This window comes from Gemmatimonas groenlandica, assembly GCF_013004105.1.
In the GTDB taxonomy this organism is placed as follows: domain Bacteria; phylum Gemmatimonadota; class Gemmatimonadetes; order Gemmatimonadales; family Gemmatimonadaceae; genus Gemmatimonas; species Gemmatimonas groenlandica.
This window is the reverse complement of the sequence record NZ_CP053085.1, coordinates 510485-537049: the sequence shown is the minus strand read 5'-3', so window position 1 is coordinate 537049 and position 26565 is coordinate 510485. Positions and strand designations below refer to the sequence as shown.

At 66.0% G+C, this 26565-nt stretch carries 21 protein-coding genes; 10 read left to right on the top strand and 11 right to left on the bottom strand.

What is annotated here, in order from left to right:
* Positions 1-125: 125 nt before the first annotated feature.
* Together HKW67_RS02190 and HKW67_RS02185 are read right to left on the bottom strand one after the other, a co-directional pair.
* Positions 126-1016: a L,D-transpeptidase gene (locus tag HKW67_RS02190; protein ID WP_171223840.1), complete on the bottom strand. Its 891-nt coding sequence runs from the start codon at positions 1014-1016 to the stop codon at positions 126-128.
* Complete coding sequence (locus HKW67_RS02185) at positions 1016-1675, bottom strand: hypothetical protein (RefSeq protein WP_171223839.1); 660 nt, start codon at positions 1673-1675, stop codon at positions 1016-1018. The genes HKW67_RS02190 and HKW67_RS02185 overlap by 1 nt, the downstream gene beginning before the upstream one ends.
* 165 nt (positions 1676-1840) lie before the next feature.
* Between HKW67_RS02185 and gpmI the strand changes: the two genes are divergently transcribed.
* From gpmI to HKW67_RS02155, 6 genes are all read left to right on the top strand, one after another.
* A complete protein-coding gene (gpmI, locus tag HKW67_RS02180) occupies positions 1841-3409 on the top strand; it encodes a 2,3-bisphosphoglycerate-independent phosphoglycerate mutase (protein ID WP_171223838.1) in 1569 nt (522 codons plus the stop codon).
* A 131-nt stretch (positions 3410-3540) separates the two neighbouring features.
* Positions 3541-4191 carry a hypothetical protein gene (locus HKW67_RS02175; RefSeq protein WP_171223837.1) on the top strand — a complete coding sequence of 217 codons (651 nt, stop codon included), beginning with the start codon at positions 3541-3543 and terminating at the stop codon, positions 4189-4191.
* A gap of 6 nt (positions 4192-4197) precedes the next feature.
* The gene (locus tag HKW67_RS02170; protein ID WP_171223836.1) at positions 4198-4626 is read left to right on the top strand and encodes a 6-pyruvoyl trahydropterin synthase family protein; all 429 of its coding nucleotides are present in this window, start codon (positions 4198-4200) and stop codon (positions 4624-4626) included.
* Entirely contained in the window at positions 4623-6215 is a 1593-nt protein-coding gene (gene dacB / locus HKW67_RS02165; RefSeq protein ID WP_171223835.1) for a D-alanyl-D-alanine carboxypeptidase/D-alanyl-D-alanine endopeptidase, read from the top strand. Before HKW67_RS02170 ends, dacB begins: the two co-directional genes overlap by 4 nt.
* Complete coding sequence (locus HKW67_RS02160) at positions 6212-7507, top strand: molybdopterin molybdotransferase MoeA (RefSeq protein WP_171223834.1); 1296 nt, start codon at positions 6212-6214, stop codon at positions 7505-7507. The genes dacB and HKW67_RS02160 overlap by 4 nt, the downstream gene beginning before the upstream one ends.
* Positions 7504-8196 (top strand): class I SAM-dependent methyltransferase, encoded by a 693-nt coding sequence (locus HKW67_RS02155; protein WP_171223833.1) that lies wholly within the window; start codon positions 7504-7506, stop codon positions 8194-8196. Before HKW67_RS02160 ends, HKW67_RS02155 begins: the two co-directional genes overlap by 4 nt.
* Here the strand turns inward: HKW67_RS02155 and HKW67_RS02150 are convergent.
* On the bottom strand, positions 8193-10115 hold the full coding sequence (locus HKW67_RS02150; RefSeq protein ID WP_171223832.1) for a hybrid sensor histidine kinase/response regulator: 1923 nt from the start codon (positions 10113-10115) through the stop codon (positions 8193-8195). The two genes, HKW67_RS02155 and HKW67_RS02150, sit on opposite strands and share 4 nt — an antisense overlap.
* Before the next feature lie 214 nt (positions 10116-10329).
* On the opposite strand from HKW67_RS02150, the gene HKW67_RS02145 reads away from it, so the two are divergent.
* Together HKW67_RS02145 and HKW67_RS02140 are read left to right on the top strand one after the other, a co-directional pair.
* Positions 10330-10770 carry a hypothetical protein gene (locus tag HKW67_RS02145; protein WP_171223831.1) on the top strand — a complete coding sequence of 147 codons (441 nt, stop codon included), beginning with the start codon at positions 10330-10332 and terminating at the stop codon, positions 10768-10770.
* Positions 10771-10820: 50 nt separating this feature from the next.
* Positions 10821-13511 carry a glycoside hydrolase family 3 N-terminal domain-containing protein gene (locus tag HKW67_RS02140; RefSeq protein WP_171223830.1) on the top strand — a complete coding sequence of 897 codons (2691 nt, stop codon included), beginning with the start codon at positions 10821-10823 and terminating at the stop codon, positions 13509-13511.
* Here HKW67_RS02140 and HKW67_RS02135 read toward each other — a convergent pair whose 3' ends face one another.
* The 4 genes from HKW67_RS02135 to HKW67_RS02120 form a co-directional block, all read right to left on the bottom strand.
* Positions 13512-15557 (bottom strand): (Fe-S)-binding protein, encoded by a 2046-nt coding sequence (locus tag HKW67_RS02135; RefSeq protein ID WP_171223829.1) that lies wholly within the window; start codon positions 15555-15557, stop codon positions 13512-13514.
* A gap of 8 nt (positions 15558-15565) precedes the next feature.
* Positions 15566-16555 carry an electron transfer flavoprotein subunit alpha/FixB family protein gene (locus tag HKW67_RS22245; protein ID WP_206044575.1) on the bottom strand — a complete coding sequence of 330 codons (990 nt, stop codon included), beginning with the start codon at positions 16553-16555 and terminating at the stop codon, positions 15566-15568.
* 1 nt (position 16556) lies between these two features.
* Entirely contained in the window at positions 16557-17312 is a 756-nt protein-coding gene (locus tag HKW67_RS02125) for an electron transfer flavoprotein subunit beta/FixA family protein (protein ID WP_171223828.1), read from the bottom strand.
* Positions 17313-17441: 129 nt separating this feature from the next.
* On the bottom strand, positions 17442-18680 hold the full coding sequence (locus HKW67_RS02120; protein WP_171223827.1) for an acyl-CoA dehydrogenase family protein: 1239 nt from the start codon (positions 18678-18680) through the stop codon (positions 17442-17444).
* A 157-nt stretch (positions 18681-18837) separates the two neighbouring features.
* On the opposite strand from HKW67_RS02120, the gene HKW67_RS02115 reads away from it, so the two are divergent.
* Positions 18838-21672: a beta strand repeat-containing protein gene (locus HKW67_RS02115; RefSeq protein ID WP_171223826.1), complete on the top strand. Its 2835-nt coding sequence runs from the start codon at positions 18838-18840 to the stop codon at positions 21670-21672.
* Positions 21673-21884: 212 nt separating this feature from the next.
* Positions 21885-22892, top strand: a complete 1008-nt coding sequence (locus HKW67_RS02110; protein WP_171223825.1) for a hypothetical protein — start codon at positions 21885-21887, stop codon at positions 22890-22892.
* A 9-nt stretch (positions 22893-22901) separates the two neighbouring features.
* Here the strand turns inward: HKW67_RS02110 and HKW67_RS02105 are convergent, their stop codons facing one another.
* The 4 genes from HKW67_RS02105 to HKW67_RS02090 all read right to left on the bottom strand — a co-directional run bounded on the left by HKW67_RS02105 (position 22902) and on the right by HKW67_RS02090 (position 26565).
* On the bottom strand, positions 22902-23810 hold the full coding sequence (locus tag HKW67_RS02105) for a SprT-like domain-containing protein (RefSeq protein WP_171223824.1): 909 nt from the start codon (positions 23808-23810) through the stop codon (positions 22902-22904).
* Positions 23811-23830: 20 nt separating this feature from the next.
* On the bottom strand, positions 23831-24505 hold the full coding sequence (locus HKW67_RS02100) for an alpha/beta hydrolase (protein WP_206044574.1): 675 nt from the start codon (positions 24503-24505) through the stop codon (positions 23831-23833).
* Complete coding sequence (locus tag HKW67_RS02095; protein ID WP_171223823.1) at positions 24502-25662, bottom strand: VOC family protein; 1161 nt, start codon at positions 25660-25662, stop codon at positions 24502-24504. The genes HKW67_RS02100 and HKW67_RS02095 overlap by 4 nt, the downstream gene beginning before the upstream one ends.
* Before the next feature lie 63 nt (positions 25663-25725).
* Positions 25726-26565, bottom strand: coding sequence for a metallophosphoesterase family protein (locus tag HKW67_RS02090; protein WP_171223822.1), 840 nt, complete (start codon positions 26563-26565; stop codon positions 25726-25728).

Sequence of the window (26565 nt, the reverse complement as noted above, 5' to 3'; positions counted from 1 at the left end):
CGGGGAGGATGTCTTCTCCTGGGCTGCCTGCTGGGTATGGAGAGTTTTCTGGGTCACGGAATCGGGTTTGTCGCTCAATCCAAGGACGATCGAGCGGCAGTCAGGAAATATAGCCGACCCGGTGTTCAGTAGATGTAGACCGGAGTGCCGACCGCGACACGTTCATACAGCGCGGCTATGTCTTCGTTCCGCAATCTGACACATCCATGGCTCACAGCCTGGCCAATCGATGCGGGGTTGTTGGTGCCATGCAATGCGTAGCCATCGCCGAGGTACAGGCGGTGGGTGCCGAGCACATCGGCGTACTTCCGCTGGTTGGTGCCGTAGGGCGGGATCACAATCTTGCCGTCCGCCACGATCTCCCGGCCGTCGCTCGCCGTGAGTGGGCGGGCGGTGCCGTCAGCGCCCCGACGCACCACGTCGTTTCCCTGCACGATGATCTGGGATCCATCGCGAAGCTGGAGGGGCACCCCACGAACGAGCTGTACAATGCCGAGCCTGCGCTTGTTGGCTTGCTCCTGATAGTGCCAGTCTGGCGGGATCCAAGCCGGGGCCGAATCCCGGCGCTGCACGGTGAGGCGCCCTCGGGGCGTCTCGAATCGGAGGATCTTGTTGTTGCCCTTGATGACCAACTGCTTGCCGGAACCGGTCGCAACCCGGGCCGTGAAGAGCACGCTGTCGCGATGCTTGTACCAGACGCGGCGATCGGCGATCGAGACCACCAGATAATCGGAGTCGGTCGGGGGCGGTGCTGGCGTTTCGTCGAGCGCAGCCCGAAGACTGTCGGTCGCGAGACCGGCCTGCAGTTCGGCCTGCTCCAGCGCCTCGCTGTTGTCGTTGAATACCATGCGGGCCACGTCGCGCTCAAAACGGTCGCGCAGCGTCAGCCGAACGAGCCACGCCGCGTGCCCGACCGCCACGGCGACCAGCAGCAAGAGCCAGAGGGGCGCGCCGCGCCATCCGGTGCGGCGCCCTGCGAGCGTGCTGCCGTGCGGATTGATCGAAGTGGTGGTCATTAGAAGAAGTAGACCCGCATGCCAGGGGAAAGATTCTCGCGGATTGCGGCGAGGTCGACCGCAGGTACGCGAATGCTGCCGGGCATCACATATGTGCTGTCGGCAAGTGGCCCCGACGCCGGAAGCGCGTAAATAAGCGTCCCCCCCGAGGTCACGATGGCCCCGCGACCGACCCAGCCGCTATCGGCGCGCACCGCCGGGACCGGCAGGCCTCGATCGATCCAGACCCACGCTGGGAGCTCGTACCGATCACTGGTGGTGAGCAGGCGCTGGACGGCCCGAACGCCACGCGGGATCACCACGTGCACGGTGTCGGGGGCCAGACCGACGCGACGCTCCGGTCCAATCAGGGCCTTGATCTCGCGCAGCCGGGCGGCTCCGCGGTCGAGCGCGAGGTACGCGGAATCGGTGCTGACGGCGAGATGCAGGGCGTCGTCGCCTTCCGCCTGCCGGCGCATGAGTTCCAACATCAACTCGGCCCGGTCCGCCTGCGCGGAAACAATGGCATCGGCGCGGGTACGCTCGAGCGTGGACATGCCGGCGCGCAGCCGCGTGGACTCCTCGCGATAGCGCGCCCGGCGCAACAACAGGAATCCATCGAACAAGCCGATGGCGAGCAGCAGGAGGACCAGCAACAGGCTTCGTCGACGAACGCGCATCAGAGCTCGATTGAGGACAGAACAGCCGGCGGGCGGTGGTGTCGCGGTCGCGGCGTCCAGTAGATTCCAACAGTTGGACCTGCTCCAACGATCCCAAACCGGATCGCGGACGGTGTCATGCTTCCATGGCGCCTCCGGTACCCTCCCAGCTTACCCCATTACCTGATGACCGCGCGACCCGCACGTGCCGTTGCCCTCATCATTCTTGATGGGTGGGGCTATCGGGAAGACCCTGAATCGAATGCGATCCTGATGGCGAGCACGCCCAACTGGAATCGCATCTGGGCCCACGAGTCGCGCACCCTGTTGACCGCGTCTGGACGAGCTGTTGGTCTTCCCGAGGGGCAGATGGGCAACAGTGAGGTCGGACATCTTAATTTGGGTGCCGGACGGGTCGTGATGCAGGATCTGGTGCGGATCGACAGTGCCATCGAGAACGCGAGCTTCTTCCAAAACCATGCGCTGGTACTCGCGTGCGATCGCGTCAACGCATCCGGCGGCACGCTCCACCTCTTGGGTCTCCTGGGTGACGGTGGCGTCCACGCGCACGACGCGCACCTGCTGGCGCTGGTGGAGCTGGCGCAACAGCGCGGGGTGAAGCGGGTCGTGCTGCACGCCATGCTCGATGGTCGCGACACTCCGCCGCAGTCGGCCATGGGCTATTTGCGTGAGATCCTCGCGAACGTGGGTGGCCGCGCGGAATTGGCGTCGGTATCCGGACGCTACTACGGCATGGATCGAGACAATCGCTGGGAACGCACCGGCCTGTGGTATCGCGCCGCCGTGCGCGGCGAGGCTCCCGTGGAAGTCGATGCACTAGCGGCGCTGCAGCGCGCGTACGACGCCGGCACCACGGACGAGTTCGTGCTGCCGTACGTGATGTCCGGGCCCGATGGCGCGGCCCTCGCGCCGATGCGCGACGGCGACGCATTGATCTGCTTCAACTATCGCAGCGATCGGATGCGTCAGACGCTTCGTGCCCTAGCGATGCCCGGCTTCACCGGCTTCGATACCGGCGTGCGTCCGGCGCTGTCCATCACCACGATGACAAGTTACGACGACGCATTTCCCTTCCCGGTCGCCTTCGCGCATCAATCGATGCGCCATCTCGTGGGCGAGGTGATTTCCGACGCCGGTCTGACACAGCTGCGCATCGCCGAGACGGAGAAGTATCCGCACGTCACGTTCTTCTTCAACGGCGGGCGCGATGCACCCTTCCCCGGCGAAGAGCGGCACATGATGCCGAGCCCGAAGGTTGCGACGTACGATCTGCAACCCGAAATGAGCGCCGCCGGCGTCTGCGACATTCTCTGCGATGCGCTGGCCGATCGCACGCATGACTTCATGCTGTGCAACTTTGCCAACACCGATATGGTCGGCCACACCGGATCGATTCCAGCGGCGATCCGCGCGGTGGAAGCCGTTGACTCGTGCCTCGGTCGTATCCTCGAGGCCGCCGAGCGCGGCGGCGCGCGGTTGATCATCACCGCCGACCACGGCAACGCCGATGTCATGGTCGATCCGATCACGCGTCAGCCGCACACCGCGCATACCACGAATCCGGTACCGCTCGTGATACTCGACCCCGATGCATCGGTGCCGCTGCGACGCGGCGGTGCCCTGTGCGATGTCGGGCCGACCGCGCTTGCATTGCTCGGCCTCGCGTTACCTCCAGAAATCACGGGTCGCGACCTGCGCGACCTGCACGATCGCTCGCCTTCAGCCACCGTGTGATGCCCGCTCTGTCTACCGCTCTGTCTACCGTTCTGCGCTCTCCGCTGCCGTCCACGTTGTCGTCCTCCGCGTCCATCGCCCGTGTTCGGCGGTCCGTCGCCCGATTCGGCGTGGTCGCGCTGGGAACCTTGATGCCGACCGTCGTCACGGCGCAGGTGGGTCACCTGCCCGCCAACAGTCCGTTCGAAGACGTGAAGCTGGGGCAGAATCTGTCGATCATGGGTGGGTGGATGGCAATGAAGCGTGACCCGGCCGATGTCGCGCCCAAGTCGTCACTTGCCGCGGCACTGCGCTACGACATTGCGATCGGCGGGCCGGCGTCACTGTACGTGCGCTACCTGGTGGCGCCCTCCGAACGGAAGCTGCTGCTGCCCACGAATCCGCGCGCCACGCGCGTGATCGGTACGCCGGGCGTGACCACGCACGAACTGGATGGCGGTTTGGACCTGGCACTGACCGGCAAGAAGACGTGGCACCGACTGATTCCGTCGCTGAATGGCGGCGCGGGCATCGTGAGTGATTTCTCGTCGGCCGATACGGGATCGTACCAGTTCGGTACGAAGTTTTCTTTTTCGTACGGCCTCGGCGTTCGCTACCTGCCGCGCAAGGGACCGATGATTCGCGTGGATCTCACGAACTTCTTGTGGCAGTACGACTATCCCGACCGCTATTTCGTGAAGGCGGCGGACACGACGTCAGTACTGACCGATACGCGCAACCGCTCGGCGTGGCGCGGATCGCGTACGGTCACGGTGGGCGTTACGCTGCCGCTGTTCCGCTGATCGCGCATGCCGCGCACGTCACTCACCCGCCGCGTGACGTTCGCCGCGGCGCATCGCTATCGTCGCCCCGACTGGAGCGATCAGGAGAACGCCGAGGTGTTCGGCGCGTGCGCACATCCGAACTATCACGGGCACACCTACGTCTGCGATGTGACCGTGGCCGGCCCGGTCGATGAAGAGACGGGCTTCGTGGTGGACCTCGGTTTTCTCGACCGCGTACTGCAGCGGGAAGTACGTGACCGGTTCGACCATCGGAATATCAATCTCGACGTACCCGAGTTCGGGGACGGGCGACTGATTCCCACCGGCGAGAATCTCTCGCGTTTCATTTGTGAGCGCGTGCAGGGAGCGCTCGCGCACACCACCGCCGTCGTGATCCGCGTGCATCTCGCCGAGGATCTCACGCTCAGCAGCACGTATGAGGTGGATGCATGATGGTGCCTTCAAGACTCGGCGTCACGGTGCTGTCGCTCACGTTCGGGGCCGCGTTAGCCGCCGGATGTGCGCGCGGCCCGACGACCTCGATGGTCGGTCCACGGGCGGAGCCGAGTGCACCGATCATGATGCCGGCCGCCGTGGTTCCGGCGCCGACCACGCAGGGCATTCTGCAGGGCATCGTCGACTCGGTGCTGGCGGCGCCGATGTGGCGCAATGCACGCTGGGGGCTGTTGATCGTGGATGCTGAGCGCGGTGACACGATTCTGAGCAACGACGCCGACAGGTTATTCATGCCCGCGTCGAACGAAAAGCTGCTCACCGGTGCCATCGCGTTGCAGACGCTCGGGCCCGACCATCGGTGGCGCACGCCGGTGCTGTTACACGGCCGCCAGCGAGGTACGACGTGGCAAGGCGACGTGCTGGTGTCGGGAAGCGGCGATCCCGGCGTGAGCGACTCTCTGAGCGGCGGCTCGGCCATGAACGCGTTCGTGCCGATACGCGACGCGCTCGCAGCCCGCGGTATCGCGCGCATCTCCGGCCGCGTGCGCGCTGTCGGTGATGCGTTCCCCGGAATGACGACGGGTTTCGGCTGGGCGTACGACGACTTCGATGCGGCGTACAGCGCGGCGGTGGACGAACTGATGTTCAACGAGGGCGTGCTCGTGCTGAAGGCGCGAGCGTCCACCCGGGTGGGTGGTGCTGTCATGGTGACGAGCGCGCCGACTCGAGCGTATCCACGGCTGCTGGTGCAAGCCACCACGCGCGATTCGGTGGCGTCGGCCACTGGTGGTACGCGTCCGCCCCGCCTCGAGGCCGTGTACGACAGTATCGGCGATCGCGTGGTGGTCTCGGGCACGTTGGCGATGGGTGATAGCGCATCGATTACCCTGTCGTATCGACATCCCAACGATGCGTATGTGGCCGCACTCACGCAGTCGCTAAGCGATGCTGGCGTTCAGGTAATCGGACGTGCTCTGGCCAGGGCGGATACGCTCGGCCGTGCGGCAGATACGGTGGTCGTGCTGCAGTCGGCGCCGTTGTCCGCCGTGCTACGTCGCATGCAGAAACCGTCGCAGAATCAGATCGCGGAACTGCTGTTCCGTACGTCGGGGTTACGGGCCAGCGGCGATGGCTCCGCCGACAGCGCGCGCGCCGTGGGCGTACGGACGTTGGCGGGATGGGGCATCACCTCGGCCGATGCGGCGTACCGCGATGGCAGCGGACTGTCGCGGCACGACTACGTGACGCCGCGAGCAATCGTGAAAGTACTCGATGCGATGCGCCGGTCGCCGTGGTTCACGACCTATCGCGATGCGCTGCCCATTGCCGGCGTGGACGGCACGATCGGCAATCGCATGAAAGGCACACCGGCGGCGGGCAACGCGCGCGCCAAGACCGGCACCGTGGACAAGGCCCGCTCCCTCTCGGGGTATGTGACGACGGCCGATGGCCGGCTCATCATGTTTTCGATGTTGAGCAACAACTTCACGGTGCCGACGCGTGAGGTGGAGCGCGTGCAGGATCTGCTGGTCACGACGCTGGCCGGCCGTACACTGGGCGGCATCGCGCCGCGCGTCGAACGGTGAACGACGCGCCGACACCGGCATCGACCGCGCCACTGCCCTTCGACGAGGCGCTCGACGCCATTCTGCGGCAGGCCGACGGCCACACGACCGAAACGGAGCAGCTCGCGCTCGTACAGTCTCTCGGGCGCGCGCTCAGTGCGTCGGTCCGCAGTCGCGTGGCGTTGCCGCCGTGGGACAATGCCGGCATGGACGGCTACGCGGTCCAGCGTGCCGACGTGATGGGAGCCACGCGCGCGGCCCCACGCGTGATGCCCATCCTCGGGATCAGCGCGGCAGGTGCCGACGCGACGGCGCTCCCATGGGTGCAACAGGGCACGGCGCTGCGCATCATGACCGGCGCGCCGATGCCACCGGGCGCCGATGCCGTGATTCGCATCGAAGACACCGACGGAGGGATCGAACGGGTCTCCGTGTTCGATGATCGCGATGCGCAGGGGCGTGCAAACGTGCGCCCCCGCGGTGAAGATGTCGCCGCCGGCAGCGAACTCTTCGCGCGCGGCACCACGATTGGCGCGTCTCACCTGGGCGTACTGGCGAGCATCGGCGCGCACACGGTTCCCGTGTATCGCACACCGCGGGTGACGATCGTGTCGAGCGGCGACGAGCTGGTGCTGCTCGATCGATTCGAGGAGGTCGAGGCCGGACAGCGCATCGTGTCGTCATCCAGCTACGCACTGCCGGCGCTGCTGCGATCGGCGGGCGCCGACGTGCGAACGGTGCCGCTGGTGCCCGATACCCTTCACGCGCTGACCGATGCATTGGCTGGCGCCCTTGATGGCGGCTGTGATTTGCTGATTACGACCGGCGGCGTGTCCGTCGGCGCCCACGACTACACCCGCGAGGCGCTCGCTGCGCTCGGCGGTCGACAGACATTCTGGCGCGCGCGCATCCGTCCTGGCGGACCGATCGGCACCGGCATGGTGCGCAACGTGCCGTGGCTTGGCCTGCCCGGTAATCCGGTGTCGACGATGGTGACCGGCGCACTGTTCGCGTGGCCTTTGATTCGCCTGCTGGGTGGACATGCTGGTTATCGACCGCTACGGATCCCGGTGCGGTTTCTCGACAGCGCTGAAACTCCGGCGCCGCTCACCCATTTCCTGCGCGTGGTCCTCACGGCGGGCGCCGACGGCATGCCCGAAGCACGGCTGGCTGGCCCGCAGGGGTCCAACCTGCTGCGCACCATGGCGCTCGCCAACGCGCTGCTGATGATACCGCCCGACGTATCCCGCGCCGACGTCGGCACGACCTTCACCGCGATTCTCTTGCCCGATGTTCCCCTGATGACTTCATGACTCGTCCGATCCTGACCGACCTGCATGGCGAGGCGCTCGACGAGGCGTTGGGACGCTGCTTCTCCCTCGCCACGGAAACAGTGGATATCGGCGGCCGCGCGATCACGCTCGTGAAACCGGAGAATGCCGATCACTTGATCAGCGAAGCGGACTACGTGATGGACGAACGGCTGCCGTACTGGGCAGACTTGTGGCCATCGGCTCGTGTGCTCGCCGCGACGATCGCGCGCGAAGCCGGCGCGGGACGACGATTGCTGGAGATGGGCTGCGGACTCGGGCTCGCGACGGTGGGTGCCATGCTGGGTGGCTTCGACGTGACCGCAACCGACTACTACGACGACGCGCTCCACGTGACCCGCGGCAATGCCGCGCGCAATCTGGGCCACGAGCCCACCGTGCGTATGGTGAACTGGCGCGAATGGCCCACCGATCTTGCCGTCTTCGACGTGGTCATGGCCGCCGACGTGCTGTACGAGAAAGAGTACGCCATCCTCGTGGGCGAGTGCATGGCGCGCTCGCTGGCGCCCGACGGCGTGGCGATCGTGGCCGACCCCGGTCGCTTGGCCCTGCCCATGTTCCGCGACAATCTCGTGCACGTGGGACTCGAGATCTTCGACACCGTCACCACGAAGTTCGAAGAAGGCCCGGTGAAGCAGGAGATTCAGGTCATGCGCTTGCGACGCTGCTAGCGCGCGGCCGCCAAGGTGTCGGCCATGACGCGGAGCAGATCGTCGGTGCCGAACGGCTTGGCGATCAAGGGAACGTCGCCCATGCCTTCCACCGAGTGCTCTTCGAGCTCGTCGTAGCCCGAGAAGAACACCACCGGGAAATCTGGCGCGAGGCGACGGATGCGCAGCGCGAGCTGCACGCCGTCCATAACGGGCATGCGCAGATCGGTGAGCACAATCGCGATCTGGTCGCGATGGGCAACGAACTGTGCGAGCGCTGCCTCTCCATCGCCTGCCTCGAGCACGCGCCATCCGTGACGCGCCAGCAGCCGACGGGTCGTCGTGCGGACCGCCTCATCGTCATCAACCAGCAGCACGCCGTCGGCACGATCGCCGTCATCCGTCGCGGGCGTGATGGAGACTTGGGGAACGAGCATCGACAACGGCAGCTCGACGTGCATTGTCGTACCCTGACCGAGCGCACTGTCCGCGCGCACCGTGCCGCCGGCCTGCGTGACGACACCGTATACGACCGAGAGCCCGAGCCCGCTGCCGGTCCCCAGCGCTTTGGTGGTGAAGAATGGCTCGAAGATCCGCAGCCGCGTGAGCTCGTCGATACCAACTCCCGTATCGGTCACGGTCAGTAACGACATCGCTCGTGCCTCGTCGACGCGGACCACGATATCCAATTGTCCGCCGTCCGGCATGGCATCCCGCGCGTTCAGCACGAGGTTGAGCAGTACCTGCTCCAACTGACTGCGATCACCCACGACGAGTGCGTTGGCCACGTCCGCATCGATCCGCACGTCCACCGCGGGCGGGATCGAGGAGCGCAGCAGCGGGAGGGTGTCACGAACCAGCGCCGCGAGATCAATACACTCGGTCGCACGAGTTTGCCGCCGGCTGAACGCCAGCAGTTGCCGCGTCAGACCGGCGGCACGATCCGCCGTCTGCAGGGCGCTTTCAAGATCGGCCCGCGTGGCGCTGTCCACGGGCAGCTCATACATCGCGAGTTGCACGGCATTGCGTATCGCCGCCAGCAGATTGTTGAAGTCGTGCGCGACGCCGCCGGCGAGCTGCCCGACGGCCTCCATCTTCTGCGCCAGATCGAGTCGCTGCTGCACGATCGCGCGTTCGCGATCCAGCTCCAATCGGCGCGTCTGGTCACGCCAGGCGACGACGGAGACCCGCCGTCCATTCAGCAGCGTGTGTCGCACACTCACCTCGACCGGGACCTCGGTGCCATCGGGCTGCTGATGCACCCAGTCGAAGGTGTGCGCGCCGCGTTGGAGGGTGACAGCCCCAAGATCCCGCGACTTGGTATCAGAGGGCGTGCCGTCGGGTTGAATCGGTGGCGAGAACTCGGCTGGACGGCGGCCCACGAGTTGCGCTTTATCAACGAGGCCAAGCATACGCAGCGCGGCCGGATTGCAGTCGACGACGCCGGAATGATCGGAGATGAGCAGACCGTCCTGCGCGTGCTCGAACACCAGTCGGAAGCGTTCCTCCGCTTCCTTGCGCGCCGTGATGTCTTGCCCGATGGCCACGATGCCGATCGGTGTGCCGACGGCGTCCAAGACGCGGCTGACGTTCCAGAGCAGCGTGCGCCGTTGCCCGTCCGCCAAGATCGTGTCGTTCTCGAAGTTCAGCGTGTCCTTTCCGCCGAGGACGGCCTGAATGTCGGCGGCCACGGCGACCTGATGCTCGGGTGCGATGAACGTGGCGACGTAGTCCTGCCCCAGCGCATCACCGCGCGGCGTCTGAAACAGATCTTCGGCGGCGCGGTTCCACGCAAAAATGCGCTGGTCCGGATGCAGGCCCAGAATGACACTGCCGGACGTTTCCACGATGGCCGCCAGTAGGGGGCCTTCCGCTGCGTCACCCAACGTCCATTGCGGCTTGTCGAGCATTGGCCTCTGCACATCGTTGACGTCGCGCATGCGTTTCGCCCGCGCACTGCGCCCGCCGCGTCGCGGGACGGAAGGAAGTTATCGGGTCGTCGCGTCGCCTCCAACTGCGTCAGCCACCCCGGCCTCGACAACAGTGACGGGCCGATCCCCCACTGACTGTCGCGCCAGCCCCACAGGTGGGTCGTCGCGGACGCGTGCTTCCCTCTGAGAGCCGGTTGGCACCATCCTTCCAGTAGAGCGGGCCATGACCTCGCCGACGCGTATCACCTGGCTGCGGGCGCCGCTGCTGGCCCTCGCAATTCTGCTCTTCGCGCTCCTGCTGCTGTTGCCCATTGCGGCAATCCAGGCGCAGACGGTATCCGCCTCCGCTCCCGCCGCTGTGGTGACGGTCGACGGCGAAGTGAGCGACATGGTTGTGAAGGGCAAATCGTTGGAGGTGCGCTATCGCAACACCGGTACGACCGCCACCGAGATCGTCGGCGAAGTGCAGGTCCGCCTGGGCGACGACTCGCTGGTCGTGGCGGTGCCGCTGGTGGAGGGCAAGCGCATCGACGCGGGCAAGCGGGAGACGTTCCGCGTCGCGATGCCCTCGCTGCCGCCGGGAAAGTACACGATCTACGCGGTCGTGAATTTCGGCGGTGATTCACTCACGGCGGCCCAAGCCGAACTCGAAATCCGGCCGTAAGCGCGCTACGCTTGGGCATGCTCACTTGCGTGCCCAAAGGATTATCAGTCGTGCGGCCGGCGTTGGCCGGTCTGCTCGTTGCCGCCCTGACCACGGCGGCCTCCGCCGCGGCCCAGGAAGCCCCTTCCCGGCCGCCAGCCGACGCGCCCTACCGCGACGCCCGTCGCGCGCCGTCGGAGCGGGCACAGGACCTCCTCGCGCGCATGACGCTCGACGAAAAGTTCTGGCAGCTGTTCATGATTCCCGGCGATCGTGATGACGCGTCGCACGATTATCGCCACGGGTCGTTTGGTCTGCAGATCAATGCGCCGGCCGGTATGCGCGCCGAGGCATTGCGCAGCGACACGTTGAACGCGGGGGTGGTCGCGCGCGCCCACACTGAGCGCATCAACGCGCTGCAGCGCTGGTTCGTAAGCGACACCCGGCTGGGCATTCCGCTGTTGCCCTTCGAGGAAACGCTGCACGGACTCGGCCGCGAAGGAGCAACCACCTTTCCGCAGGCCATCGGATTGGCCGCCACGTGGGACACGGCCTTGGTGAGCCGCGTGGCCGGTGCGATCGCCAGCGAAGCGCGCAGCCGTGGCATCCGCCTGTCGCTGTCGCCGGTGGTGAATATCGCCAATGACGTGCGTTGGGGCCGAGTCGAAGAGACGTATGGCGAAGACACCTGGCTCACGTCGGCCATGGCCCGTGCATACATCTCAGCCCTCGAAACGCGCGGCGTCATCGCCACGCCGAAGCACTTCGTGGCCAACGTCGGTGATGGAGGGCGCGACAGCTATCCGATCGAGTTCAGCGAACGGCTGCTGCGCGAGCGCTACTATCCGCCGTTTCTCACGGCGATCCGCGATGCCCATGCCGGGTCGGTCATGAGTTCGTACAACTCGGTAGACGGCTCACCATCCACGCAGAACCGCGCCTTGCTGACCGACGTGCTGCGCGGTGAATGGCGGTTCAGCGGATTCGTGATGTCCGACGCGGCCGCCACGGGCGGGTCCACGGTGTTGCACCACACCGAGGCCAGCACGGCCACGGCCACGCGGCACGCGCTCGAGTCGGGACTCGACGTCATCTTTCAGTCGAGCTACGAGCAACACCGCCCGTATCTCGCCGCGTTCCGCACCAGTGGCCTGTCGATGGCGGTGATCGACAGCGCGGTGGCGCGCGTGCTGCGCGCCAAGTTCGCGATGGGGCTGTTCGAGTCGCCGTACGGCAGCGCCGACAGCGCGGCGGCGCTGGCCCGTTCGCCGGCGCATCGCGCGCTGGCGCGTGAGTCGGCCGTGGCGTCGTTCGTGTTGCTACGCAACGAGCGCGCGCGGTTGCCGCTCGCGTTGGGTACCAAGCGCATTGCGCTGATCGGCAGCGACGCCACCGAGGCGCGCGTTGGTGGCTACTCGCCGCCGGGAGCGCGCGCCGTGAGCATCGTCGACGGCATTCGCGCCGCGGTGCCGGCGGGGACCGTGCTGCGCGTGAGTGAGGGCGTGCCACGCATCTGGAAGCCGCTGGTGGTGATTCCCGCCGCACATTTCACGACGGTGCGCGACGGCGCCACGGTGCCCGGGTTACGCGGCGAGTACTGGCCCAACATCAGCTTCGACGGTACCCCCGCGATCACCCGCACCGACGCGCAGATCGACTTCGGCTGGACGCTCAACTCGCCCGGCCGCGGCATCCCGTACGACTGGTACTCGGCGCGATGGACCGGCACGCTCACGGTGCCGGCTGGCGGCGCGCGCACGATCGCGATAGAAGGCAACGACGGCTATCGCCTCTTTGTGAACGATACGCTGCGTATTGACCGGTGGCGCAAAGCGTCGTACGGCACACAGAGCGCACGTGTGTCGATGGCCGGCGGATCACGGCATCGCGTGCGTCTCGAGTACTTCGAGGCCACCGGCAACGCGCGACTCAAGTTTGTGTGGGACGCTGGCGTACGCGACCCGCAGCCGGCAGCGATCGCACGCGCGGTGGCCGATGCCCGCGCGAGCGACGTGGCGATCGTGGTCGCCGGCATCGAGGAGGGCGAATTCCGTGACCGTGCGTTGCTTGGACTACCCGGCCGTCAGGAAGAACTCATTCGTGCCGTCGCGGCCACTGGTACACCCGTGGTCGTGGTGCTCGTGGGCGGCAGTGCCATCACGATGCCGTGGCTCGACCGCGTGGACGCCGTGCTCGATGTGTGGTATCCCGGCCAGGATGGTGGGCATGCCGTGGCCGACGTGATGTTCGGCAAGGCGTCACCGGGTGGAAAGTTGCCGCTCACGTTTCCGATGCACGAAGGTCAGGTGCCGCTGCATTACGCGCACAAGCCCACCGGGCGCGGCGATGACTACCTGGACCTCACGGGACAGGCGCGCTTCCCGTTTGGACACGGCCTGAGCTACACGACATTTGTGTATCGCGATCTCGCCGTCGACGTGCGCCCCAAGAGCGACAGCGTGGCCTTACTCGTGTCGCTCACGGTCGAGAACAGCGGCGCACGCCGTGGCGATGAGGTAGTACAACTCTACCTGCGCGACGTGCTGGCGAGCGTGGCGCGGCCGATGATGGAGCTGGCCGGTTTCACACGCATCGCGCTCGCCCCTGGGGCGTCACAGCGCGTGACCTTCAGCGTGCGTCGCGACCAACTCTCGCTCCTGGATGCAAACATGCGCCGGGTCGAAGAACCCGGCGCATGGCGCATCATGGTCGGCGCGTCATCCAAAGACATCCGCCTGCGGCGTGAAGTCGACGTGCCGTGATCAGGCCGGCACGATCGGCAACAACCGCGACGCCACCACTTCGGAGATGTCGAGCACCGGCACGCTGCTGCCGGCACCGGTCACACCGTCGGTGATCATCGTCATACAGAACGGACAGGCGACGGCAATCTGATCGGCGCCCGTGGCCAGCAGCTCTTCGCTGCGCTCCACGTTGACGCGCTTGCCGACGTTCTCTTCCATCCACATGCGACCGCCACCGGCGCCGCAGCACATACCACGGCTCTTGGTGCGCGGCGGTTCCACGAGCTCCATGATCGGCAACGCCCGCTTGAGCGTGTTGCGCGGCGCGTCGTAGATCTCGTTGTAGCGACCGAGGTAGCACGAGTCGTGGTACGCCACCTTGAGCCGCTGCCCGTGCTCGGTGTCGAGCGGCACACGCCCGGCCTCGAGCAACCGCTCGATGTAGTCGGTGTGGTGAATGACTTCGTAGTTACCGCCGATATCCGGAAACTCGCTGCCCATCTGATGGAAGCAGTGCGGGCAGAACGTGACGATCGTCTTCACGTTATAGCCATCGAGCGTTTCGATCACACCCTTGGCGAGCATCTGGTACAGATACTCGTTACCCATGCGACGCGCCGGATCACCGTGACACGTCTCTTCCTGGCCGAGAATCGCAAAGCGCACATTGGCCGCTTGCAGGATACGCGCGAACGCCACCGTGATCTTCTTGGCGCGATCGTCGAACGACCCCATGCAGCCGACCCAGAACAGGATGTCGGCCTTCTCGCCCTTCTCCACCAGCTCGGCCATCGTGGGGATGTCCATCCCCTCGGCCCACTGCGCCCGGTCCGACGCACTGAAAGCCCACGGACTGCCGTTGCGCTCGAGACTCGTGAGCGCCGGTGCCAGCTCCTCGGGGAAGCGCGACTCCATGAGCACCAGATCGCGACGCAACTCGTTGATGATGTCGAGTTGGTCGATGCTGACCGGGCACTCCTGCACGCAGGCGCGGCAACTCGTGCACGCCCAGAGTTCTTCTTCGGTGATCCAGTCGTCGAGCAGATTCTTGGCAAGGACCGCCGTCTGTTCTTCAGTCGCCGTACCACCGCTCGCCGCGATCGCATCGAGCGTCGTGGCCTTTTCGGTCAAGCGGGCGCGCGTTTTCACCACGATCATGCGCGGCGACAACAGCTTGCCGGTGGTGTTGGCCGGGCACACGGCCGTGCAGCGGCCGCACTCGGTACACGAGTAGCCGTCGAGGAGATTCTTCCAGCTCAGATGCTCCACATCGGCGGCGCCGAACTGCTCGGCGTTCTCCGCTTCCAGATCCATCGGGCGCATAGCGCCGATGCGACCGGGGCCGCTCGTGTTGGAGAACCACACGTTGATCAGCGACGTAAGCACGTGCAGGTGCTTCGAGCCCGGCAGGTGATTCAGGAAGTACAGAATCAGCACCGCGTGAATCCACCACGACGCCCGTGCCACCATGTGGGCGGTTTCCGGCGCCACGCCGCTGAACAGGGGCAGCAGCAAGCCGGAGATGATACGGCCGTCGGTCGGTGCTCCCGTGCGCAGCTCCATCACGAACAGCAGCATCAGCGTGAGCATGAGCGTCGCGATCATGCTCAGGATGAACACGGCGTCGGCGCCACTCACCTCGGCGAAACGCTTCGGCTTGATCACCAGACGACGGTACAGCAAGTACACGACGGGGATCAGCACGAAGACCGCGAAGATCTCCTGCGACACCACGTACGGCAGGTACAGGAACCGCGGAAGGATCAAATCCCACGTGAAGGGCGTGTAGAGCCCCTGGATCATGATCTCGATCGTGCCGAGACCAAGCACACAGAAGCCCCAGAACACGAGGGCGTGCATCATGCCGCCAACCGGGTCGCGCAGAATCTTGCTCTGCCCGAGCCCGATCAGCAGGAAGTTCTTCGTGCGCTGATCGGGGTGGTCGGTACGGACTTCATCGTGGCCGATATTCAGCCAGCGGTTCAATCGTTTCGCGCTGCGGGCGAAGAACCCGAGCGCGACGGCGAGAATGACCGCGAAGACGAGATTCGAGACCCCGAACATGTTCCCGGTCAGCCCTGCGCCTTCGCGGCCTTCACGGCAGCGGTGAGCGCCGGCATGATCTCGAACACATCACCCACGATGCCATAGTCGGCAATCTTGAAGATCGGGGCGTCCTTGTCCTTGTTGATCGCCACGATCGTCTTCGACGTGCGCATGCCGGCCAAGTGCTGAATGGCGCCCGAAATGCCAACGGCCACGTACAGATTCGGGCTCACGTTGCGTCCCGTCTGGCCGATCTGATCCGAATGCGGGCGCCAGCCTTCATCGGTCACCGCGCGGGTTGCCCCCACGGCGGCGTTTCCGAACGCATCAGCGAGATCTTCGCACAGCTTGAAATTCTCGGGTGCCTTGAGACCGCGACCACCGGCCACGATCACCGGCGCGTCGTTGAGATCGAGCTTGCCGGTGTTGCCCTGCTTGAGCTCCACCACCTTCACCCGTGACGACAGCGGATCAGCGGCCGACGTGATCGAGGTGGTGGCGAGCGCACGCGGCGCCTCGGCCGGCTGGAACGCCGCCGGACGCACCGACAACAGCGCAGGCGAACCGGAGAGCGCCAAGGTGGCGATCACCTTGCCGTTCATGTTGAAGTGCTGTCCCAACACCGTGCTGCCTTCGACCGTGAAGCCGGTGAGGTCGGCCGCGAGACCGACGCCCAACTTGGCCGCCACGCGCGGCGACAAGTCGCGTCCCTGCGCGGTCGCGCTGAACAGCGCGTAGCCATAGGTGCCGGTACCCAGCTGCTGGGCCACCGTGGCCGCGAGCGCTTCCGGATTGTACTGCGCAAAACCGGCGTGTTCGAGCACGAGTACCGTGTCGGCGCCGTACTGCGCCAACGACGACGCCTTGGCAGCGATGCCAGCGTCACCAGCGAGCAGCGCATGTACGCTGCCGCCACCGGAGAGTTCGGCGAGGGCGCGACCGGCCGTCACGGCTTCGAGCGCCACCTTGCGCAGGTCGCCGCCACGCACTTCTGCGAATACGAGAACGTTGGCCATCTCAGAGCACCTTCGCTTCGGTCTGGAGGAGTCGCACGAGCTCCGGCACCGCGGCAGCACTGTCACCGAGGATACGTCCGGCAGCCCGTTCGGGGGGCAGCGCCATCTTGTGCACCGTCACCTTCGCGTCGCCGAGCTGCGCCGGCTTCACATCGAGCGGTTTCTTCTTGGCAGCCATGATGCCCTTGAGCGACGGCAGCCGTTCCTTGTTCAGGCCATCGTCGATGGTGAGCACCGCAGGGAGCGGGAACTCCATGACTTCCGTCGCGCCTTCGAGCGCACGTTCGGCGCGACCGGTGGTGCCGGTGATGTCGAGCTTGAAGACGTTCGTCACGCACGGCAGATCGAGCAGCTCGGCCACCATCGGGCCCGTCATCTGATTCATCGAATCGATGGCGATGCGTCCAAAGAGGACGAGGTCATAGCCGCCCTCCTTGATTTCGGCGGCGAGCGCGCGCGCAATGGCGAGCCCGTCGGCCGGAATGCTGTCGGCCTTCAGCAGCACACCACGATCGGCACCCATCGCCAGCGCCTTGCGGATCTGTTCCTGTGCCGCGTCAGGTCCGAGGGAGATCACGGCTACTTCGCCCACATTGCCGTTCTTCTCCTTCAGCTGCAGCGCGGCTTCGATCGCCCACAGATCGAAGTCGTTGACGTCGTACTTGAGGCCCGCTTCATCTACGCGGGAGCCGTCAGCGGTAATGGCGAACTTCACTTCCATAACCGGGACGCGCTTAATGCACACGGCGATCTTCACCGCGGACGCTCCGTAAAAGAGGCTGAAAAGAGGCTGAGAGGTAGGAACTACTTCGAAGGGGAAGCTAGGCGCGGGTACCCCCGCCGGCAATGCGACGGGAGCGTCACCTTTTCGTAGCGCCGCTCACCCCTACTTGAACGCGTTCAGTCCCGTGATCGCCTGTCCGAGAATCAACGAGTGCACATCGTGCGTACCCTCGTAGGTGTAGACGCTTTCGAGGTTCGCCATGTGGCGCATCGCGCTGTACTCGGCGAGGATGCCGTTGCCGCCGAGCAAGCGACGCGCCTCGCGAGCGATGTCGGTCGCGATGCTGACGTTGTTGCGCTTGGCCAACGACACCTGCGTGGGCGTGAAGTTACCGGCGTCTTTCAGGCGACCCAGGTGCAGCGATACCAGCTGCGCCTTCGTGAGTTCGGTAAGCATGTCGGCGAGGCGCACCTGCTGGATCTGGAAGCCGCCGATCGGCTTGTCGAACATCACGCGATTCTTCGAGTACGAGACCGCCTCCTCGAAGCAGGCCATGGCGGCACCGAGCACGCCCCACGAGATGCCGTAGCGCGCCTGCGTGAGACACATGAGCGGGCTCTTGAGTCCCTTCGATTCGGGGAGAATCGCGTCCGCCGGCACATGCACGTCGGTGAGCACCAGCTCCGACGTGTGGCTGGCGCGGAGCGAGAGCTTGCCATGCTGGTCCTTGGCGTGGAAGCCCGGCAGTGACGTGTCGACGACGAAGCCGCGGATGCTGCTATCGTCGGTGCTCTCACCGGTCTTGGCCCAGATGATGGCGACGTGCGCCTTGGATCCGTTGGTGATCCACATCTTGCCGCCGTTGATGATCCAGCTGCCGTCGGCCTGCTGCTTGGCGCGGGTGATCATCCCACTCGGATTCGAACCGTAGTCGGCTTCGGTGAGGCCGAAACAGCCGATCATCTCGGCCTTGGCGAGCTTGGGCAGATAGTGCTGTTTCTGCGCCTCGGATCCGAAGGCGAAAATCGGATACATAACCAAGGCGCCCTGCACCGACGCGAACGAGCGGATGCCCGAGTCGCCGCGCTCGAGTTCCTGCATGATCAGCCCGTAGGCCACGCTCGAGAGGCCGGCGCAGCCGTACTCCTCGGGGAGGTTCGCACCCAACACGCCAAGCTCGGCCATCTCGGCCACAAGCTCGTCGGGGAAGCGTCCCTGCACGTAACACTCGCCGATGATCGGCAGCACGCGCTCGTCCACGAACTTGCGAATCGTGTCGCGAATGGAGCGCTCTTCTTCGGTGAGCGCCGCATCGATGTTGAACAGGTCGGCGGCGTGCGCCTTGAGCTCGACGGAGGGCAGCGCGGGGATCGCGCTCGCGGACAGGAGTTCAGTCGCCATGTAGGAAGCCTTTCAGCTGGAGAAGCGGTGAGTAGTCGGCGAAATCTAGCGTGTTACCAACGTGAAGCGACCATCACGCTCGAGTTTGGTTGACATATGAGTGAATGCGCGGTCGTATGACTTGGTTCACACGACATGACTTTTTTCTCATGAGGACATGATGCTTCGTTGGCCGTCGTTCGTTCGTTCCGCCGTCCTGACCCTCGCCTTGGCCGCCTGTTCGAGCGGCGGCGATGGTGGGACCACCCAACCTCCCGTCACCCAGAGCATCGGGCTGTCGCTGTCCGCCACGTCGGGCACGATCGCCCGCGGCGCCTCGGGAAATTCCACGATCACCGTGAGTCGGGTGGGTGGCTACACGGGAAGCGTGGCGCTCACCGCCGAGAACCTGCCGACCGGTGTCACGGCCGATTTCACGCCGTCGACGTTAGCCGGCTCGGCGACCAGTGCGACGGTGGTGTTCAACGTCGGAACGACGGCTGCGGCCGGATCGAGTACGATCACGGTGCGCGCGGCGGGCGGCGGTGTGACGGCCGTAACGAGCACGTATGCGCTCACGATTCCGACACCCGCGGTGGCGCTCACGGCGGGCACGGGAGCCAGCTCCATCGTGGTGGGCGGATCGGCCACCGTGCCGATTACGATCACGCGGTCCAATGGATTTACCGATGTGGTCACGTTGGCGGCGAGTGGACTCCCCGCGGGCGTCACGGCGACGTTCACCCCGGCGACCATCGCTGCGGGTTCGACCACCAGCACGCTCAGTCTGACCGTGGCCGGCACTGCAGCGGCGGGCGCCAGCACGATCACGATCAGCGCGTCGGGCACCGGCGTAACGACGCAGACGGCGAGCGTGGCGCTCACGCTCACGGCGGCGGCCACACCGGCCATCTCACTGACCTCGACGCCCGCCGCCGTGAGCATTGTGGCGGGCGCGAACGGCACCACGGCGATCGGCCTGTCGCGCACCGGTGGTTTTGCCGGTGATGTCACGCTGGCCCTAGAAGGCGCACCGGCGGGTGTGACGGGCGCATTCTCGGCTAATCCAGTGCTCGCCGCTGGCACGACGAGCACGCTGACGATTACGACCACGGGCGCCGCGGTGCCGGGCATCTACAATCTCACGGTGCGTGGCACCGGTACGGGCGTCACGGCGACGACCACCACGGTGGCGGTTACGGTGACGGCTGCCCCCGGCATCACGGTCGCGGCCACGCCGACGGCGGTGTCGGTGGCGGCCGGTAGTGCGACCACGACGGCGGTCACGATCACGCGCGCCGGCGGCTACGCGGCGGATGTGGCGCTCGCGGCTACGGGACTTCCCGCGGGCGTCACAGCCGGCTTCGCGCCGGCGACGCTTACGGGTGCGACGCTCACGAGCACACTGACGCTGACGTCAACCACTGGCGCAGCGGTTGGTGCGGCGGCGATTACGGTGACCGCCTCGGGCACCGGCGTGACCTCGCAAACGGCCTCGGTGAATCTCACCGTGACTGCAGCGCCGACGTACACCATGGCCGCCACGGCGGTGAGCGCGCAGCAAGGCACCGCGGGCGCCAGCACTGTCACGCTCACGCGCGGCGCAGGCTTTGTCGGTACGGTGAACCTCGCCGTCACGGGATTGCCGGCTGGTGTGACGGCCACGTTCAATCCGGCAGCGGTGACGGGCACGACGTCGACGCTCACGCTCACCGTGGGCGGTGCGGTTGCCGCGGGCAACTACACCGGCGTGATCACGGGCACCACGGCGGGCTTAGCCAACGTGACGGCGAACGTGGCGCTCACGGTCACGTCACCGGGTGGTGGCACGGGGAACGTGAACTGGCAGTTCTGTGAAGCGGGACGCTTCCCGCTGTGGTTCGCGTTCCGTGACGGAACGACCGGCGCATGGACGCGGGTGACCGCCGGCGCCAACCAGACGTACGCGTTCACCATCAATAGCAGCGTGGGCGGCGTGGCGTACGCGCAGCCGCTGAGCGGCGGACCGGCGCAGGTCACGATCAATTATTTCACGCGCGCCGAACTCACGCAGATGGGCACGCTCGAGTGCGTGAACAATCGCGCGACGAAGGCGCTCACCGGCTCGTTCGCCGGACTGGGTGCAGGCCAAACGGGAACGGTGAATGTCGGTAGTTCGCTAGGTTCGGCAGCGTTCCCCACCACCACGTTCAGTCTCGACGCGGATGACGGGGCGACCGATCTCCTTGGGTTCCGGACGACCACGGTCAGTGGCGGAACCTCCGTCTCGATCGTAGCCGATCGAGCGGTTCTCCGACGCGACGTGAATTATGCGGCGAGCAGCGCGATTCCCGTGATTGACTTCAACGGCGCCGAGTCGTTCCCGGTGCAGACCGCGCAGTTCACGGTAAACGGCGGCGGCAGTGACCTCGTTCAGGTCTACGCCAACTTCCAGAGCACCAACGGCAACTTCTCCGGCTTCGCGTTCGGTGCGCTGTTCGGTGGCGCGTCGCCATATACGGTGTACGGCATTCCGCTCGCGCGCACGCGTGACGGCGACCTGCACATGGCGATCGCCCTCGCCAGCACGCTCAGCGGTTCGGAGGTTTCTCAGACGCGTCTCGTTGCGCAGTACAATCGTGAACTGGCGAATCGCACGCTCACGATCGGCCCGTCGCTCACCCTGCCGGCCATCACCGTTACTGGCACGTCCCCCTTCGCCCGACTGAAGTCGAGGGGCACATGGCAGACGGAGTATCCGGATGCGGTCGGCGCCGGATTCACGCAATCCAGCGGTACGGCGCGTTCCTGGACGTTGTTGGCGTCGCGCGGATATTTCGGTGCGTCTGCAGAGTATGACCTCGAGACCCCTGACTTCAGCGGCGTGGCCGGCTTCGACAACAACTGGGGGCTTCGCACCGGCGTCGCGACGACCTGGACGACGAACGCACAGGGCGGCCTCACCGGCTTCAACCAGATCATCGAAGGCGCATCCTTCAAGATTGCTGCGCGAATCGGTACGGTGACGCCGTAGGTCTTACCGATTGAGCAGGTCGTGAAGACGGGAGCCGCGCACGGTGCACGGCTCCCGTCTTCATATTCGTAGTCAACGCGGAACCTTTCACCACGCGTGTGCGCCGTCACCGAGCGCGCGAATATCGGACCGACACTTGCTTGGAACCCATCGCACGTGACCGCGCGTGTTGGCGCGGCGTACTTCTCAGCCTGTTCAAGCGAGACGATGCGATGAAAGCTTGGTTACCGTTCCTTCTCTCCGCGGCTGTTTTCACTTCCGCGTGCTCTGACGATGACATCGTCAACCCGTCCAACACCCTTGGCGTCAGCCTCGGCCAGACCGCCTCAGCCGTCGTGGTCGGCGGCAACACGACGGTGCCGATCACGCTCACACGCGGTGGTGGATTCAGCGGATCGGTGAATCTGTCGGCCGAGAATCTTCCCACGGGCGTCACCGCGACCTTCACGCCCGCCACGGTCGACGGCGCCAGCACGAGTAGTGTGCTCACCCTCACCGCCGCCAGCACCGCCGCCGCCGCCACCAGCACCATCACGGTACGTGCGACCGGCAACAACGTGACCGCCGGCACCGCGACGCTGCCGCTCACGGTGTCCAGCAACGGGCTCACACTGTCCGCCAGCGCGACCACCGCGATGGCCGCGCAGGGAGCCGCCACGACGATCCCCGTGGTGATCAATCGCATCGGCACGTTCACGGGTGATGTCACGCTGTCTGCCGAGAATCTCCCCACTGGCGTGACGGCGGCATTCTCACCGGCCACGATCACCGGCACCAACCGCGTGACCACGCTCACGCTGACGGCCGCCAGCACGGCGACCGCGGGTCTCAGCACGATCACCATTCGCGGCGCCGGCACCGGCGTCGGTGCGCAGACGCAGACGATCGCATTCACGGTCTCGCCGTCGGCAACGGCCGGCTTCGGCTTGTCGATGTCGCCGGCGGCGTTGTCGGTACAGGCCGGACAGTCGGTGGCCAGTGCGATCACGATCGCACGTCAGAACGTCTTTGCCGGCAGCGTTCAGCTGGCGGCCGCCAGCGTGCCAACGGGTATGACGGTGACGTTCACGCCAAACCCGGCGCCGGGCACGTCAGTAGCAGTCACCGTCGCAACGACGTCGGCCACCGCCGCGGGCGTGTACGTCATACCGATCACGGGCACCTCGACCGGCGCCGCGAATTACGTGAGCACGCTCACGGTGATCGTCAGCGCGCCGTAACGACACAACTCAGCCCGTCGCTTTGCGTCGCTTCTCGAGCGGCGTGACATCACGGCGCGCGGCGGGGGTAATGCCCACGTCGCGCGCCTTTTGTCGGAATGCCGTGCCGTGATCCACCGGCTGCCCGGTTTCGTGCTGCCACTGATGCACCATTTCGTGCAGCAGTGTGTGCATCGCCTCGCGCCATCCATGTCGCGTGATGTGCGTCCGTGACATCACGATCTCGGGCGGCGTGTGACGCGAGCCCGGATCGTAATGCCCGAGTCGCGTGGCCATCTTCCCCGACAAGCGCAGCGGAATCGCTGTCAGCGTACCCTCGAACCACTTCGCGTTGAGTTCGCGATGCGCTTCCATGAGCTGCGCGATGATCGCGACGTCACCTGGACGCGCCGGTTCCTGTCGGCGCACCGAGGGGCCGCGCTCGACGTCGAAGGCCAGAATCGCTTCGCGCGCCGTCGTCCGCTCGGTCTTGTTACGTGCCGTTGCGAAGGCTACGATGGCCCGCAGCACCGATTCCGGTGCCTCGGCGTAGCCTTCGTGAATGCGTAGCGTACGGCCGATCAGCGACACCATCACGGTGCGTGTGCGCATGAGCACCAGCGCATCCACGCCGCGCAGCCCGAGATCTTCGAGGCGCGAAAACAGGACCGCGGTGCGGGCCCGCACCGCCGTGCGACCGCGCGACGGACGCGTATCATCGGCCACCGGCTTCGGCGGCACCGGCACGAATGCCGGCGTGAGCACCGGCGAAAACACCTGGGTGAACAGCTGCGACACGGCGCTGGTCACGTTCTGCGTGAACGAGGGCGCGGGCACGGTTGGCGGTGTCGCAACGGGCGCCACCGGCAACGACGATTCCGACGCGGCCGGAGCCGCGTCGAAAAAGTCGAACCCTAATTGCGTGTGCCGGCGACTCATCGAGGCGGAAGATGCGCCCCCTACTGGGCTCCGCGCAACGTATTGACCATTTCGGTGAGCGCGTCGATCTCGTCGCCCACGATGTCATGACCAATTCCCGGATAGATCCGCAAGTCGACCGACGCGCCAAGCTGACGGAACACCTCGGCCGACGACCGCACGATGGCCTCGGGGATATGCCCATCGGCGTTCCCGCACGCGAGCAGCACCGGCGTTCCGCCCAGCGACCCACGGTCATCACGCGCCACCAACGGGTCGCCGATCAAGCCGCCCGCCAGCGCCGCGACGCCACCGAAGCGCACGTCGGACTTCGCCGCCATGGTGGCGTATTCGAGCATCAGACAGGCGCCTTGCGAGAAGCCCACTAAAATGATGCGCTCACTGGGAATGCCCGCCGCCCGTACCTGCTCCACCGCCGCCCCGACCGACGCCAACGCACTGCTCAACCACGGCTCGTTCTGCTCGCGCGGATCGAGAAAGCGCTTCGGATACCAGCTGTTGCCCACGGCCACCGGTGCCACCAACGCGGCGTCGGTGGCCTTCGCGGCCTTGGCGATCGGCAACATGCCCTCGGCGCTGCCGCCGCGCCCGTGCACCAGCACGAGCGCGTACGACGCCTCCGTGAGCGGCGTGCCGGATACGAGTGGGGGCACGCCGCCGTGCGGTCCTGTCCGTTCTGCTGCTGTGTCGCTCACGACATCGCCTCCATCGTTTCAGGAATCGGCAGTGACCGACCCGGGTGTGAGAGCATCCCTCGATCACCGTCGAACCCGTCGTAGGGCCACGGCGACCGGTCGATGTCTTTAATGTTCGCCTCAATCTGCTCGCGATGCTCCTCGAGCCAGGGCGGCAGTCGCAGCGTCGAGCCGGTCGTGCTCACCGGCTCGTCCACGAGGAACCCCGGGCCCATCGTGGCCAGCTCCACGATGTGTCCATCGGGATCCTTGGTGTAGATACTCTTGAAGTACACGCGGTCCATCACCGGCGACACGTTGATACCCGCGTCGAGCAGTCGATCGCGGAACATGAGCTGCTCCGTTTCGTTGGCCACGGCAAGCGCGTAGTGATGGCCCTGCCCCGTGCCCATGTGCGATCGGCGCTCCGTCGATGGGCGCTCGAGATACGTCACCAGCGACCCGGGGCGTGCATCGGGGCTGCCCCACGACCAGTGGCGCGTGCCGGGATCATCGAAGTTTTCGGTCTGCTTCACAAGCGACAGGCCCAGCACGCCGCGCAGGAATTCGTCGGTGCGTTCCACGTTCGCCGTCATCGCGGTGAGATGGTGCATGCCGCGGGTGAGCGCCATTGCCGGATCGATCGTCGTGACCGGCTCCGGCCACGTGAGCGTTGCGATCAGCGCTTCATCGCGACCACCGCGCACCAATTCCGCCGGCGGCGTGCGTTGCATCGTGGTGCCGGCCTGCTCGTTGAAGAGCATGCCAGGGCCGTCGGTGGCGATTTCGAGAATCACACCATCGGGGTCGCGGAAGTAGATCGACGTGAAGTACTGTCGGTCGTACGGACCACGCACGCGCAAGCCGAGATCGGTGAGGCGACGCTTCCAGCGCAGCAGCGCATCGCGGTCAGCGACCCGCAGCGCGAAGTGATGCGTGCCGCCGATGCCGGTACGGCCGCGTGGCGCCCGCGGCCACTCGAAGAAGGTGACCACCGTGCCTGCACTGCCGGTTTCGTCGGCGAAATACAGGTGGTAGCTGCCCGGGTCATCGAAATTGACCGTCGTCTTGACCAACCGAAGGCCGAGCACGCGGGAGTAGAAATCCACGGTCCGCTGCGCGTTGCTGGCGACGAGCGTGATGTGGTGAAGTCCGAGAATCGAAGACGTGGTGGACATACAGTCCTCCTGCCCGTCTGGCGGGCGGTTAATATCTTAGTACTAAGATATACCCCTTTCCGCCTATGTCAAGCGGGACTCCCGCCGGTCCAGTGTGGCGGACATCGGCCCCGGCGCAAAGGCGCCTTGACGGTATCCCCACGCCTGCACGGTCACGTGTGCGGCCGTGGCTTCGATGACGTTCAGGGCCGAAGGGCGATGCTTTCGACTACGGCTTGAGAGCGTGTTGGCCCCGCTCACCAGAAACCGCCCGGTACGGCGCTGCACGACCTCGGTGCGTTCCTCGTGGTCGTGGCCGGTGCAGACCACGTCCACCGGCAGTGCCGCTAAACGGTCGAGCGCGGCTTCCGGCCGCTTGAGTCCCCACCGGTGCGACAGTCGGCCGCGCACCACGTTGTGATGCACCACGAGCAAGCGAAGGTCACCCGCCGGACTCGCGGCCATCTCGCGCTGCGCCCACTCGAACTGCGACGCGGTCAGCCCGCCCTTCACGCGCCAGTCACGCGGATACCACGTGACTGCCTGCGGGAGCATGCCGGCCGCCGAGTTGAGCCCCACCATCGTCACGCCCGGCACGCGCACCACGGGCTCCAGCACCGGGTTGATGTACTGCGTGTAGCCCTCGTGCAGTCGACTGGCATCGCCCCAGCCGAACGGGGCATGCCACCAGGCGGTGTCGTGATTCCCTGGGACCTCGATCGTGGGCGCGATCGCGCGAAACTGATCGAGTATGCCGCGGGCGCGTTCGAACTCTTTCACGCGCGCGCGCTGCGAAAAATCGCCAGAGATCACGATGGCGTCGAAACGCGACGCGGCCGCCACCTCGAGGGCAGCGGCCACGTGCACGGCCACAAACGGGTGGCCGCAGTGAATATCCGATACGTGCAGGACGCGACGGAGCAC

Bases quoted from the DNA above. Each gene is read 5' to 3' on its own strand.
- HKW67_RS02185 (WP_171223839.1), bottom strand. From the start codon at position 1,675: ATGCGCGTTCGTCGACGAAGCCTGTTGCTGGTCCTCCTGCTGCTCGCC.
- HKW67_RS02120 (WP_171223827.1), bottom strand. From the start codon at position 18,680: ATGGCGACTGAACTCCTGTCCGCGAGCGCGATCCCCGCGCTGCCCTCC.
- HKW67_RS02150 (WP_171223832.1), bottom strand. From the start codon at position 10,115: ATGCGCGACGTCAACGATGTGCAGAGGCCAATGCTCGACAAGCCGCAA.
- HKW67_RS02155 (WP_171223833.1), top strand. From the start codon at position 7,504: ATGACTCGTCCGATCCTGACCGACCTGCATGGCGAGGCGCTCGACGAG.
- dacB (WP_171223835.1), top strand. From the start codon at position 4,623: ATGATGGTGCCTTCAAGACTCGGCGTCACGGTGCTGTCGCTCACGTTC.
- HKW67_RS02170 (WP_171223836.1), top strand. From the start codon at position 4,198: ATGCCGCGCACGTCACTCACCCGCCGCGTGACGTTCGCCGCGGCGCAT.
- HKW67_RS02110 (WP_171223825.1), top strand. From the start codon at position 21,885: ATGAAAGCTTGGTTACCGTTCCTTCTCTCCGCGGCTGTTTTCACTTCC.
- HKW67_RS22245 (WP_206044575.1), bottom strand. From the start codon at position 16,555: ATGGCCAACGTTCTCGTATTCGCAGAAGTGCGTGGCGGCGACCTGCGC.
- HKW67_RS02115 (WP_171223826.1), top strand. From the start codon at position 18,838: ATGATGCTTCGTTGGCCGTCGTTCGTTCGTTCCGCCGTCCTGACCCTC.
- HKW67_RS02135 (WP_171223829.1), bottom strand. From the start codon at position 15,557: ATGTTCGGGGTCTCGAATCTCGTCTTCGCGGTCATTCTCGCCGTCGCG.
- HKW67_RS02175 (WP_171223837.1), top strand. From the start codon at position 3,541: ATGCCGACCGTCGTCACGGCGCAGGTGGGTCACCTGCCCGCCAACAGT.
- HKW67_RS02105 (WP_171223824.1), bottom strand. From the start codon at position 23,810: ATGAGTCGCCGGCACACGCAATTAGGGTTCGACTTTTTCGACGCGGCT.
- HKW67_RS02190 (WP_171223840.1), bottom strand. From the start codon at position 1,016: ATGACCACCACTTCGATCAATCCGCACGGCAGCACGCTCGCAGGGCGC.
- HKW67_RS02095 (WP_171223823.1), bottom strand. From the start codon at position 25,662: ATGTCCACCACGTCTTCGATTCTCGGACTTCACCACATCACGCTCGTC.
- gpmI (WP_171223838.1), top strand. From the start codon at position 1,841: ATGACCGCGCGACCCGCACGTGCCGTTGCCCTCATCATTCTTGATGGG.
- HKW67_RS02145 (WP_171223831.1), top strand. From the start codon at position 10,330: ATGACCTCGCCGACGCGTATCACCTGGCTGCGGGCGCCGCTGCTGGCC.